We start from the raw sequence: 11,528 nt of genomic DNA, 5'->3' as shown, positions 1-11,528 counted from the left end.
AACCCGACGAACCTGGAATTATGACCGCCATAGCAACCTTGCGCCCCGCACCCCCGCGGCATCTGCTCGGCGAGCTCGAACACGGTGCGACCCAGCGCGGCGCATCCCGCTCGCTGCGGTACCTCGGACCCAACTGGTTCGCCGCCGTAATGGGCACCGGAATTGTCGCCAATGCCGCCGCCACGCTGCCGCTGCAGCTCCCCGGACTGCGCGGCGCGGCGACGGTCGTCTGGGCGCTGGCCGCATTGCTGCTGGTGGCATTGAGCGCCGCCTGGGTCGTGCACTGGGTGCGCTATCCAGAGCAGGCCCGCAGCCACAAGGATCACCCGGTCATGGCGCATTTCTATGGCGCACCGCCGATGGCACTGGTGACCGTCGGCGGGGGCACCCTGCTGCTCGGGCGCGAGGTGATCGGCCTGGATGCCGCACTCACCATCGATTGGGTGTTGTGGTCGCTCGGCACCGCGCTCGGCTTGCTCACCGCCGTCGCCATCCCGTACCGGATGTTCACCTACCACCACATCGAGCCCGATGCCGCCTTCGGTGGCTGGCTGATGCCCGTGGTGCCACCGATGGTGTCGGCCGCCTTGGGCGCACTGCTGGTTCCCTATCTGCCCGAAGGCCAGTCGCGGCTCACCATGATCCTGCTGTGCCTGGCCATGTTCGGCCTGAGCCTGCTCGCCGCGCTGGTCATCACCACCATGATCTGGTCACGCCTGGTGCACCACGGCATCCCACAGTCGGGCATGGTGCCCACCCTCTGGCTCGTACTCGGCCCGCTCGGCCAATCCGTCACCGCCGCGGGCCTGCTCGCCGATGCGGGTCCCTCGGCACTGCCCGACCTCTATGCCAAGGGGCTGACCGTCTTCTCGGTGATCTTCGGCGTGGCCACCTGGGGATTCGCAATGCTGTGGGTGGCGCTGGCCACCGCCGTCACCGTAAAGACCGCTCGCGCAGGCGAATTGCGGTTCAACCTGACCTGGTGGGGCTTCACCTTCCCGCTGGGCACCTGCATCACCGGCAGCACCGTGCTCTACGGCCACACCGGCGCCGATCTCTTCGCCGTCGCCGCGGTCGTGCTGTATGCCGGACTTGTCAGCGCCTGGGCCATCGTCGCCGCCAAAACCATTCGCGGTGTGCTCACCGGGCCGCTGCTCCGGGCGGCCTGATCCGTCAGGCCTTGAAGTACACCAGCTGATGACTCGTCGCGAGCAACCCACCGTCGTGCGCCCAGAGTTCGGCCGACTGATCGAAGAAACCCTTGCCGAAATGCTGGGAGCGCGCGGTGGCCAGCAGCGGATGATCGGCTTGGGCGGCGAGGCGGTCGGTATCGGCGTGGAAATACACGGTCAGCGTGACGGTTCCGGCGGGTACGACGCGGCCGAGTCGCAGCATCACCCGCGGGAAGAACACATCGCTCAGTGCGGTGAGGGCCGGATAGTCCAGCGGGCGTGCGGGCCGGTCGCGGACCCAGAGCGTCGTGGTGGAAGTCGGTTGTGCCGCAGCGCCGTCGAGTTGGGTGATACCGCCCTCGATGAAGCGCATCTCGTAATTGCCCACCCAGGCAATGAATTCGGGCAGTGCGTCCGGCTCGACGGTGTCCGGCGGCGGGGCGGCGGGCGCGGTGGCTTCGGTAGCGGTCCAGGTCTCGCGGCGGGTGCCGAAAACCGCCGTGGCCGTGGTGGTCACGATGCCGTCCTGGCTCATCGACAGCGTCCAGTGCTGGGTGTTGCGGTTGGTGCGTACCGGTTGCGCCGCAATGGTGAAGGGGCCCTCGGCGATCGGACCCGCGAAGTTGACGGTGAGCGAGATCGGCTCACCGAGGCATTGCGGATGTTGTTGTACCGCACGCAATATGGTTGCCGCGGTGATGCCGCCGAACGGGCCGACCATATTGCCGTACTCGGGAGTCGTCCGACCGCTGAAGTTTCCGGCGCCGTCGGATGTCAGCGCGACCGCGCTGTCGAAGGCATGCCGTGCGGCAATGGTCGAAGTCATCTGTCTCCTCGCGTAGGTAGGCGCGCTGGTCAATCGCGGGGGCGCAGACCATAGGTCAGCTGGGTAATCGTTTCGGCCAGTGCCGCGTCCACGTGCTCAGCCTCGATGAACCCGGACCCGGCAAAGGTCGCCAATCCCTGCAGTGCCGCAATAGCGGCAATCCCGACCCGCATCGGATCGCCGGCAACGACTTCGCCACGCGCCTGCCCCTCGGCTACCAAGGCGAGGGGCACGGTGAACGCACGCCCGACCGCCGCCGCCATCTCCGCGCCCGAGGTCGGACTGTGCTTGCGCGCGAACATCAGCGCGAGCAAGGCCGGATTGTCGATCGCGAAATTCAGATAGGCGCGCGCGACGGCATGCAGCCGTTCGGAAAGGGATCCGGTCGGGTCGACCTGACTGTAGACCGCGGCGAGCCGATCGAAACCGACGAGCGCGAGCGCGTCGAGCAGCGCCTGCTTATCCCGGAAGTGCCTGCTCGGCGCGGCATGACTGACCCCGAGGTCGCGGGCGAGCTGACGCAATGAAAGTCCGTCCACACCGGACTCGCGCAGCGTGCTCTCGGCGCGCTGGAGCAGCTCGGCGCGCAGGTCACCGTGGTGATAGGAGCGGGAGCGGACAAAAGTCATAGTTGCTGCAGAATATCCGATACCCGTTGTTGGCATTGACTACTTTGTTGTCACTGCCTACATTGGCGCTATGACGAACCACAAGTGGACATCCGCAGATCTGCCCCGATTCGACGGCCGCACCGTCGTCATCACCGGCGCCAACAGCGGGATCGGCCTGGTGACGGCCCGTGAACTGGCCCGCGTCGGCGCCCGCGTTGTGCTCGCGGTGCGCGATATCGCGCGCGGCGAACAGGCGGCGCAGAGCATGTCGGGCCGCACCGAGGTGCGCGAACTCGACCTCGCCGACCTGGCCTCGATTCGCCGCTTCGCCGCGGACTGGTCCGGCGATATCGATGTGCTGGTGAACAATGCGGGCATCATGTTGGTCCCCGCCGGACGCACGAAGGACGGTTTCGAACGCCAATTCGGCACCAACCACCTCGGCCATTTCGCGCTGACCAATCTCCTGCTGCCCCATATCACCGACCGCGTGGTAACCGTCTCCTCGCAGGCCCACCGCCGCGGCAGCATCGACCTCGACGACCTCAACTGGGAAACCCGGACCTACAACTCCGTGGCCGCCTACGGGCAGTCCAAACTCGCCAATCTGCTGTTCACCCTCGAACTACAGCGGCGTTTCACCGAATCCGGATCCCGACTCGCGTTGAGCGCCCATCCCGGTTGGGCCGCAACGAATCTGCAGGGCCATTCCGGCAACCGAATCCTGCACGAGGCCATGCGGGTGGGCAATAAACTGCTCGCCCAGGATGCGAGTTCCGGCGCGCTGCCCACGCTGTTCGCCGCCAGCCAGGAGCTGCCGCCGGGAAGCTACGTCGGCCCGGACGGCCGGGGCGAAATGCGCGGTCACCCAAAGGTCGTCGGCCGCAGCACAGACGCCGGGAATGCCGACCTCGCAGCGGCATTGTGGACCAAATCCGAAGAACTGACCGATGTGCGATTTCCGGCCACCGCGTAATCGTTCAGTCGAGCATCGGGAATCTGCCCGAAGTCAGTAGTCCGGCGATCGCATCCATTTTCGCCTGCGGCGCAGCGTAATCGGGGTGCAGCCGGATTACCGCGGCGGCGTCGTGCAATCGGATCATCTGCTGTTCGGCCTCGGTGACACTGCGACCGCCCGTACTCACCGCATGCCGGGCGAATACCGGCCGCTTCGGATCGACGCGCCCCAGCGCCAATGCCTTGTCCACCCGACGGGAGCAGCGACAGAACGCCTCGGGATCGGCCACCCCGCAGGTCGCATTCAGGAATGTGCCGATGCGTTTCTTGGCTCGTTCCAACCGCTTTCGGAAGGCGGGTGCGGTGATGCCCAGAATCCAGGCCGCATCGGCGGAACCGAGTTCGAAAACGTCACCGAGTACGAAGGCGACCCGCTCGTCGCGGGCCAGGCACTGGAGCATGGCCTGACTGCAGTTCAACCGCACCTCATGGGTGAGCAGTTCGGCCTCGGGGCCGCGATAGTCCTCGGCAGCGAGCCCGTCCGCCAAACCGTCGCGGTAGGCGTCGAGGCTGACCTGTGCCGCCTCCTGGGGCGTCTGGCGCTTCAGGTTCAGCAGATAGTTGACGCCGATCCGGTAGGCCCAGGTCAGCAGTTTGGCCTCACCCCGCCACGTCGCGAGATTGCCGACCACTCGCAGCAGGATTTCCTGTGTCGCATCCTCGGCCTCGGCGGGTCGCCACACCATGCGCAGCGCCAGCCGGTACAGCGGATCCTGCAGCCGCCGCACCACATCCGAGATGGCGGCCGCGTCACCGGCAATCGCACGATCGACCAGTTCCCGCTCCCGAGCGATGTCATCGGTATTTTCTGCCGCAGGCGAGTCGGGATGCGATAGCTCGGGTTCCACCGCACAATCCTTCGGCGGTATCCGGCGTTACGCAAGTCCTATATGCGCCGCGCGGGTGACTCGCACCCGCGCGGCGCACCCGGCTCATGCACTCGCGGTCGCCGCCGTCAACGAGTGGGCGCGCAACCATGTCGCGACCGCGGTCCCGATGGCATCGGGCTGATCCTCCGGAGCGTGATGTCCCGCCTCGCCGACCGATACGACCTCGGCACTGGCGAACGTCTCGGCAGCCCAGCCGATCACCTCAGGCGAACCGAGGCCGACGCCATTGTCGAGCGCCATGATGAGCTTCGGCACCTCCGGCGAGTCCGCAGCCCAGCGGTCGTAGTTCTCCACCAGCGCGACCACATCGGCGGGTTCGCCTTCCAGCGGAAATTCGCGCGACCAGGCCAACATCGGCTTACGCGATTCCGGCGTCGGGAAGGGTGCCCGATAAACATCGTGATCTTCCTGCTTCAGATCGACAACGCCCTTCGGCAGGTTGAACTCGATGAACATATTCTCCGCCAGCACCATTCGCTCCCCGTCGGCCGTCCGGAATTTCCGGAACAGTTCGGCGCCGAGCGGCGGGAGTTCCTCCCAGCGCATCGGCCGCAGGAACGTCTCGATCAGTGCGATGCCCCGGATGCGCTCGGGATGCCGTGCCGCCCAATGCATACCGAGCGCGCCACCCCAGTCGTGGCCGACGATGACGACTTGGTCGAGGCCGAGTGCGTCGAACCAGGCATCCAGATAGCGGGCATGATCGGCAAGACGGTAGGCGCTGTCCGGCTTCCCGGACGCACCCATCCCGATCAGATCCGGTGCGAGCACCCGGGTTTGATCGGCGACGTGCGGGATCACATTGCGCCACAGGTGCGATGAGGTCGGGTTGCCGTGCAGGAACACCACCGGTACCGAACCGGTACCGAGGTCGGTGTAGTTGATGAACGTGTCGAGAACGTCGACGGTAGCCATGATGTGGGTCCTTCCTGGATCCGGCTTTTGTGCCTGCATCCGGTTTCGACACACGTTTCGGCCCCACTGTGACCGCCACCGAATGTGATGCTCATCACCACCCCGGAAGGCGTATGCGCGGCCGATCTCGACGCAACCGCAGGTAAACCTAACTTCCGTATGTGAGCCGTACATGTTTCAACCGGCCAACGCGCCATTCAGGAGATTCCCAGACTTAAGTAAAGCGATTGCAAAGGAATCTGGAATGATCTACTGTCTCTCTACGTAAGAACAATGAAGTTCACACAGACCGTCACGAGGAGTTATCCGCAGTACGACGGCACGACGAGACTTCCCTCATCAGCCTCGTGGCGCCGCGAGAACGGATCATCCGGCCTGGACAACCGGCCCGTTCATTCGGCCGCGCACGAGCTCATTCGTGACACGACCACCCCTGGAACGGCGCCGGCACGCCGAGTCAGGGGTGGTTTCACGTCTAGCGTCGAGTCCCCTTGCCACACCGCGCGTTCTTCGACTAGCTGTGCCGAACGTCATACGCGACAATCACATACGGGACGAGCCGCCGCAGGTAGCTTGACGCCCGACAAATTCATCGGTGCGAGGCTAGGAAGTTCGATCTTTGTGAAGTGGTTGTCGTCCCGCACCGCGCGTCGCGTACTCGCTGTTTGTGCACCCATCGTATTGGCTGTCGTTGTCGCCGTTGGCTGTTCGGCTGTCGACAAGTCCGGCACAGGATCCGGACCGGCGAATGCCGCGACGGTTTCCGGCAAGGACATCACCGACTTGCTCGGCCAGCTCGTCGATGCGCCCGAAGAGTCGATGGAGGGCTACAGCCGGGAGAAGTTCCCACACTGGGATACCAATAAGCCCGAGCACGGCTTCGGCGCCGATTTCACGCAGTACAGCAAATGCACCAGCCGTGACGTGATGATGCTCAGGGATGCGAAGGGCTCGGTCAAACTCGACCCGAAGACCTGTGAGCTGACGGTCGGTCGCGGCGGCGGCTGGCAAGACCAGTACGGCGTTCTGGATTCGAAGACCGGAAAACTCAAGCCGTACAAGTTCATTACCGACCCGGCCGGTGTCGATGCCGAACACATCGTGCCGCTGGCCGAGGCCTGGCGTTCGGGTGCGAATAAGCGCGATGAAGATACCCGCCGCCGGATCGCCAACGACGCCGTCAATCTGATCGCCTCCGATCCTTCGGCCAACAGGTCCAAGGGCGACCAGGACGCCGCGAACTATCTGCCGCCCGGAAATTTCCGGTGTGGCTATCTCGAGCATTACGTCAAGATCAAAGTAAAGTATGCGCTGAACGTTGATCCCGCCGAACACACCGCACTGCGCAACGCAGTCGCCGACTGCGTCAGTCGAGGAGAGTTCAAATAAGCGACATCATCGAGATTTCCGCCAAGGCCGCCGTCATGACCGAAGAGGAAGGCACGGTCTCCGGCGAGCTCGATGTGACCGTCGATGCGACGGGTAGAGGTCTGGTTCGCTATCGCAAGACCGAGACCTGGTACACCATCGGCAATCTCGAGGCGGAGCCACCGCGCACCTGGACCACCGTCACCGAGCTGGCGGCCGCCATCGAAGCCGCCGCCGGAACCCGCGATGCGGCCGGCAATACCGTGCCCTTCGAGGCCTGATCAGGGCTACGGCATGGTGATGACGACCTTGCCGAACGGATTGTCCTCGCGGAAGTAGCGGTACGCCTGCACCGCCTGGTCGAGCGGAAATGTTCGATCGATGACCGGGCGCATGCGGTGTGCGGTGATGGTGCGGTTCATCGCCTCGAAATCGTCGCGGCTGCCGACCGCGATCCGGCGGATGGCGAGATACGGTCCGACGAACGGATTCTCGAATGCCTCGCCTTCCGGCAGCTGTGTGGCGCCGATCATGGTGATCATCGCGTTGTAGCCCGCGGAGCGCACCGATTTCGACAGGGTGGGCAGTCCGACGGCCTCCACCACATGTTCGACGCCGTGGCCGTCGGTGAGTTCGAGCACCTTCTCGTTCCAGTCGGGCGTCGCGTTGCGGTCGATGGTCTCGTCCGCGCCGAGCTTGTGCAGCCGCTCCGCCTTGTCCGGGCCGGAGGTGATCGAAATGACCCGTGCGCCGAGCATTTTCGCATGCTGCACGGCGAACAACGCGACGGTACCGCTGCCGACAGTCAGTACCGTCTGGCCCGCGGACACCGGTACCGGTGTGGTCAGCGCGGCCCACGCGACGACTCCCGCGCAGGTCAGCGTGGCCGCCTCGACATCGGTGAGATGTTCGGGGACATGCACCACCGAATCCTCTTCGATCACCGCGTAGGTGGCGAGCATCCCGTTGTAGTTGGCGCCGTACTGTTCGGCGACCTGCGCCAGCCGCTGCGGGCCATTGATGAAGCGCACGAAGTACGACGCGGTTACGCGATCGCCGAGCGCGGCGCGAGTCACGTTGTCGCCCACCGCGATGACCTCACCGACACCGTCGGACAGCGGGATGATGCCGGGAGTGGCGGGCAGCGGGTAGACGCCGTCCATCAGCATGAGGTCTCGCCGGTTCAGCGAGGCCGCCCGAACCCTGATGACCACCTGATTCGGTCCCGGCTGCGGCAGCTCCTGGTCTCGGGCGGTCAAACCGGCGAGGCCCTGTAGTGGATCGAGGTGGTAGGCAATGGCTTTCATGATCTGCTTCCTCTAGTAGGCACGAACAGCGCCTCGAAGGGCGCTTCTCCGATACCGGTGGTGATGTGGCCGTGGCCGTCGGTGTCCTCGACATGGACTAGGTCGCCGGGCCCGAATCTGCGCTGAGCACCGTCGCTCGTCGTCACTTCGATCACGCCACGCAGCATCACGACCCATTGCTGTGCCGGAGCGGGGTGCGGTTCGCTGTCGAATTGCGCACTGCGCAGGTAGGTTACGGATGCCGCCGCCGACATTCCGGCGACGGCCATCGCGGGTACGCCCGCGGCGAGGGTTCGTCCGGTCAGTGCGAGTTCCGCGTCGACGAATCGGGAGCCGCCGTCCTCGGTGCGCACTATCCGGCTGAACCGCAAGGTCGCGCCGTCGGTCACCGCACACCTTCGATGAATTGGTGGTCGAAGGTGATGCGGCCGTCGGGGTCGAGGCCGATCACCTCGTAACCGCCGCCCGCGACGGAACCGTCGGCGAGCGAAATCATCGACCAGGGCAGGCCGATCAGACCGGCGGGCAGCCTGGTGGCGGCGCCTACCTCGAAGATGTACTCGCCGGGTGCCACGAACATCTCGTAAGCCCGGGACACCCGGGCTTGCATCGCGTCGTGGCCCCGCACTTCCAGGGCGGGGACCGCGAAATTCAGGTTCGCCGCCGCCTCGCGGATCTCCACCGGCGGATCGACCAGGGTCTGTGCACCGGCGGGTGCCCAGATCTCCTCGATCATCTTGCGGCGGATCTCCGGATCGGATTCGTTCCATTGGGCCATGTAGCGCTCTGCGAAGCGGGCCAGGTTGTTGTCGTCTTGGTTGCTCATGGCATCGAGTTTTGCGAGCGCGGCGCTGCGGCGCGATTCCCTCCAGGGAATGAAGCCGATGCGGGTCAGGTGATTCCCTCCAGGGAATGGCGCGCACACCGCGGGTCGGATATCACTGGATTCATGACGACAGTGATGGAGCCGAATCCATTCGCTCAGCAGTTGCGGCACTGGCGCACGCAGCGACATGTGAGCCAGCTCGACCTGGCCATTCGCGCGGACACCAGCCAGCGCTATCTGAGCTTCCTGGAGCAAGGCCGCTCGCGTCCGGGACGCACCATGGTGGTGCGGCTGGCCGAATCGCTGGAGTTGTCGCTGCGCGAGCGCAATGCACTGCTGCTCGCCGCTGGTTATGCCCCGATCTTTCCCGAATCCGACCTGGACACACCGGAATTGGGCCCGGTGCGGGTCGCATTGGAACGCATCCTCGAGGGGCACATGCCCTATCCCGCGGTCGTCACCCGTCCATACGGCCGACTGGTCGCGGCCAATGCCGCCTTCGATGTCCTCACCGAGGGTTGCGCTGCGGAACTGAGCACGCCGCCGATCAATGTCCTCCGCCTCGCCCTACACCCCGACGGCCTGGCACGACGCGTGCTGAATCTGCTCGAATGGGGCCGCCACGTCACCGAAAGCCTGCGCGGCAAGGCCCTGCGCAGCCCCGACCCCCACCTCGACGACTTCATCGCCGAACTCGAAAGCTACCTCCCCGCCGCCGCCCCCGGCCCCGACCACCTCGGCTTCGCCGTCCCCCTACGCCTGACCAGCCCCGACGGCGAACTCCGCCTCATCACCACCATTACCAGCTTCGCCACCGCCGTAGACATAACCCTCTCCGAACTCCACCTGGAAGCCTTCCTCCCCGCCGACGACCGAACCGCCGAATTCCTCCGCCGCCGCTCCGAACAGCGCCGAGCACACGCCGACCAGCATTTTGTCGCGCCGATGTGAACTCAGTGCGAACGCAGCACCCGTCATCGGTTCGACAGCCGTCGGCACCCGGTTGCTCCGCGACCCAGCACTGGGGCAACACCGGAGCAGCAGACCTTGGCTCACAACCGGTGCCCGCGTCGGCGTCAGTACCCGGCGACTCGTACCGGCCGCAGTCAGGGCCCGATGCGCGGACGGGTCGCGACGCGTCGGCGGCGGCGCGAAGCCTGCGCACGTACCTGAGCGGCGATTCACCAACTGCACGCGGTGACTCGCAAACCGTCTGCGAACCTGTCCGACGGACTGACAGGTCGCAGTGGTGCGAAACCCACGTATCCACCTCGGCGGCGGCAGTTCACCAAGTGCGCCCGGCGGCTCGTCGACCGGTCGCGGACCGGACCGCCACGTCCAACATGTCGCGGTGTGTTGGCAGCGACGGCTACCGACGTCCATGTCGCCAGTGGTTCACCACGTTCGGGCGGCGGCTCGTAGGTGGTTGTGGACCAGATCTAGGTGGGGGCGGGCGGTGGTGCCGGGGCGACGGACCAGGAAGCCGGTGTTGATGGGCGGGTCGTCGGGTTCGAGTAGGGGGACCAGGGTGCCTGCGGCGAGTTCGGGGGCGCAGAGGTAGCGCGGGAGGACGCTGATGCCTGCCCCTGCGGCGACGGTTGCCGTGATGGCGCGTAGGTCGGCGACGACCACAGCGGCTTCGGCGGCAAGGCGGACGCCGAAGACGTGTCGCCAATAGCGGCGGAGAATGGGCAGGTCGGCCGAGTAGCTGACCAAGGGTAGACCGGTGAGGACAGCGGGTCCGTCGGTGCGCAACCGCGCGGTATCGACGCGGGCGGCCAGTTGGGGGGCGGCGACCAGGACGAATTCCTCGTCGGCGAGCGGTTCGGCGACCAAGGCGCGGCCGCGGGGGCGCAGGGTGGACACGATGAGGTCGTAGTGTCCGGCGCGGAGTCCGGCCAGCAAATCCTCGGAAAGACCCGCGGTGACCGTCAGCCGGACACCGCGCTCGATCAACGGCGCGAGTGCCGGAAGTGCCTGCACCGCAAGCAATTCGGCGGGTCCGGCCAAGCGCACCGGCGGCTGTGGGACCGGTTCGGCCGGCACGGCCCGCACCGTAACCCCGTCGAGCGCATCCAACGGTCCGGCGACCCGCGCCGCCAACTCCACGGCAGCGGTGGTCGACGCCACCCCGCGCGACAACCGCTCGAACAGCCGATACCCCAGCCGCTTCTCCAGCGCCTGCAACTGCGTCGTCACCGTCGGCTGCGACAACCCCACCAACCGTGCCCCCGCCGTAATGGATCCGGCGCGATGCACCGCCAGGAACGTCCGCAGCTGATTCAGATCGAGACTGCCATCGGAATCCCTATCGCCCACCCAACAAGTGTATTTCTCTCCCAATACCCGCCCAGCCGATCGCCGATCCCATGCGCATTCACCTCTCGCTCGAGTCCCCGCGATGAGCACTGGACCATTCGATTCGCAGCCGGACGTGACCGGTGGTCCAGCGACTCGTATATCGAGAACTGGAACCCCAACGCCGACCAGCATCAACGCGGCTGCACAGCAGCAGAACCTCCGCGCCGCGCCCAGACGGTCGCGCCCCGGCAAGGCGGGGCGCCGAAGCCTGCACCCGTAATACCGATCGCGTTCC

13 protein-coding genes are annotated in these 11,528 nt (G+C 65.9%); 5 read left to right on the top strand and 8 right to left on the bottom strand.

Translation table 11 applies throughout. From position 1 onward, the window contains the following. The first annotated feature begins 20 nt into the window (after positions 1-20). The gene (locus ACIBW7_RS38925) at positions 21-1,169 is read left to right on the top strand and encodes a TDT family transporter (RefSeq protein ID WP_397055421.1); all 1,149 of its coding nucleotides are present in this window, start codon (positions 21-23) and stop codon (positions 1,167-1,169) included. 4 nt (positions 1,170-1,173) lie between these two features. Here ACIBW7_RS38925 and ACIBW7_RS38920 read toward each other — a convergent pair whose 3' ends face one another. Next, positions 1,174-1,998: an acyl-CoA thioesterase gene (locus ACIBW7_RS38920; RefSeq protein ID WP_397055419.1), complete on the bottom strand. Its 825-nt coding sequence runs from the start codon at positions 1,996-1,998 to the stop codon at positions 1,174-1,176. Between the two features lie 29 nt (positions 1,999-2,027). Then, a complete protein-coding gene (locus tag ACIBW7_RS38915; RefSeq protein WP_397055417.1) occupies positions 2,028-2,627 on the bottom strand; it encodes a TetR/AcrR family transcriptional regulator in 600 nt (199 codons plus the stop codon). Between the two features lie 70 nt (positions 2,628-2,697). Here ACIBW7_RS38915 and ACIBW7_RS38910 point away from each other — a divergent pair, with 70 nt between their 5' ends. Then, positions 2,698-3,585: an oxidoreductase gene (locus ACIBW7_RS38910; protein ID WP_397055415.1), complete on the top strand. Its 888-nt coding sequence runs from the start codon at positions 2,698-2,700 to the stop codon at positions 3,583-3,585. Positions 3,586-3,589: 4 nt separating this feature from the next. Here ACIBW7_RS38910 and ACIBW7_RS38905 read toward each other — a convergent pair whose 3' ends face one another. Continuing rightward, the gene (locus tag ACIBW7_RS38905) at positions 3,590-4,474 is read right to left on the bottom strand and encodes an RNA polymerase sigma factor (RefSeq protein ID WP_397055413.1); all 885 of its coding nucleotides are present in this window, start codon (positions 4,472-4,474) and stop codon (positions 3,590-3,592) included. A gap of 84 nt (positions 4,475-4,558) precedes the next feature. Further along, positions 4,559-5,431 (bottom strand): haloalkane dehalogenase, encoded by an 873-nt coding sequence (locus ACIBW7_RS38900; protein WP_397055411.1) that lies wholly within the window; start codon positions 5,429-5,431, stop codon positions 4,559-4,561. A gap of 273 nt (positions 5,432-5,704) precedes the next feature. Between ACIBW7_RS38900 and ACIBW7_RS38895 the strand changes: the two genes are divergently transcribed. Both ACIBW7_RS38895 and ACIBW7_RS38890 read left to right on the top strand, forming a co-directional pair. Continuing rightward, positions 5,705-6,820, top strand: a complete 1,116-nt coding sequence (locus ACIBW7_RS38895) for an HNH endonuclease family protein (RefSeq protein WP_397055409.1) — start codon at positions 5,705-5,707, stop codon at positions 6,818-6,820. A 35-nt stretch (positions 6,821-6,855) separates the two neighbouring features. After that, the gene (locus ACIBW7_RS38890) at positions 6,856-7,080 is read left to right on the top strand and encodes a hypothetical protein (protein ID WP_397055407.1); all 225 of its coding nucleotides are present in this window, start codon (positions 6,856-6,858) and stop codon (positions 7,078-7,080) included. A 6-nt stretch (positions 7,081-7,086) separates the two neighbouring features. On the opposite strand, the gene ACIBW7_RS38885 is transcribed toward ACIBW7_RS38890, so the two are convergent. The 3 genes from ACIBW7_RS38885 to ACIBW7_RS38875 are packed head-to-tail and all read right to left on the bottom strand — an operon-like array spanning position 7,087 to position 8,932. Next, on the bottom strand, positions 7,087-8,106 hold the full coding sequence (locus ACIBW7_RS38885) for an NAD(P)-dependent alcohol dehydrogenase (RefSeq protein WP_397055405.1): 1,020 nt from the start codon (positions 8,104-8,106) through the stop codon (positions 7,087-7,089). Next, complete coding sequence (locus ACIBW7_RS38880) at positions 8,103-8,495, bottom strand: cupin domain-containing protein (RefSeq protein WP_397055403.1); 393 nt, start codon at positions 8,493-8,495, stop codon at positions 8,103-8,105. The genes ACIBW7_RS38885 and ACIBW7_RS38880 overlap by 4 nt, the downstream gene beginning before the upstream one ends. Further along, positions 8,492-8,932 carry a hypothetical protein gene (locus tag ACIBW7_RS38875; protein WP_397055401.1) on the bottom strand — a complete coding sequence of 147 codons (441 nt, stop codon included), beginning with the start codon at positions 8,930-8,932 and terminating at the stop codon, positions 8,492-8,494. The genes ACIBW7_RS38880 and ACIBW7_RS38875 overlap by 4 nt, the downstream gene beginning before the upstream one ends. A gap of 123 nt (positions 8,933-9,055) precedes the next feature. On the opposite strand from ACIBW7_RS38875, the gene ACIBW7_RS38870 reads away from it, so the two are divergent. Continuing rightward, positions 9,056-9,883, top strand: coding sequence for a helix-turn-helix domain-containing protein (locus tag ACIBW7_RS38870; RefSeq protein WP_397055400.1), 828 nt, complete (start codon positions 9,056-9,058; stop codon positions 9,881-9,883). A gap of 444 nt (positions 9,884-10,327) precedes the next feature. Here ACIBW7_RS38870 and ACIBW7_RS38865 read toward each other — a convergent pair whose 3' ends face one another. Beyond that, positions 10,328-11,251, bottom strand: coding sequence for a LysR family transcriptional regulator (locus ACIBW7_RS38865; protein ID WP_397055399.1), 924 nt, complete (start codon positions 11,249-11,251; stop codon positions 10,328-10,330). Between the last annotated feature and the right edge of the window lie 277 nt (positions 11,252-11,528).

Source organism: Nocardia sp. NPDC049526, from assembly GCF_044465765.1.
In the GTDB taxonomy this organism is placed as follows: domain Bacteria; phylum Actinomycetota; class Actinomycetes; order Mycobacteriales; family Mycobacteriaceae; genus Nocardia.
The sequence above is the reverse complement of the archived record's forward strand: the minus strand, read 5'-3'. Positions and strand labels throughout refer to the sequence as shown.

Coding starts and splice junctions, on each gene's coding strand:
- ACIBW7_RS38925 (WP_397055421.1), top strand. CDS start 21: ATGACCGCCATAGCAACCTTGCGCCCCGCACCCCCGCGGCATCTGCTC.
- ACIBW7_RS38920 (WP_397055419.1), bottom strand. CDS start 1,998: ATGACTTCGACCATTGCCGCACGGCATGCCTTCGACAGCGCGGTCGCG.
- ACIBW7_RS38915 (WP_397055417.1), bottom strand. CDS start 2,627: ATGACTTTTGTCCGCTCCCGCTCCTATCACCACGGTGACCTGCGCGCC.
- ACIBW7_RS38910 (WP_397055415.1), top strand. CDS start 2,698: ATGACGAACCACAAGTGGACATCCGCAGATCTGCCCCGATTCGACGGC.
- ACIBW7_RS38900 (WP_397055411.1), bottom strand. CDS start 5,431: ATGGCTACCGTCGACGTTCTCGACACGTTCATCAACTACACCGACCTC.
- ACIBW7_RS38895 (WP_397055409.1), top strand. CDS start 5,705: ATGAAGTTCACACAGACCGTCACGAGGAGTTATCCGCAGTACGACGGC.
- ACIBW7_RS38890 (WP_397055407.1), top strand. CDS start 6,856: ATGACCGAAGAGGAAGGCACGGTCTCCGGCGAGCTCGATGTGACCGTC.
- ACIBW7_RS38885 (WP_397055405.1), bottom strand. CDS start 8,106: ATGAAAGCCATTGCCTACCACCTCGATCCACTACAGGGCCTCGCCGGT.
- ACIBW7_RS38875 (WP_397055401.1), bottom strand. CDS start 8,932: ATGAGCAACCAAGACGACAACAACCTGGCCCGCTTCGCAGAGCGCTAC.
- ACIBW7_RS38870 (WP_397055400.1), top strand. CDS start 9,056: ATGACGACAGTGATGGAGCCGAATCCATTCGCTCAGCAGTTGCGGCAC.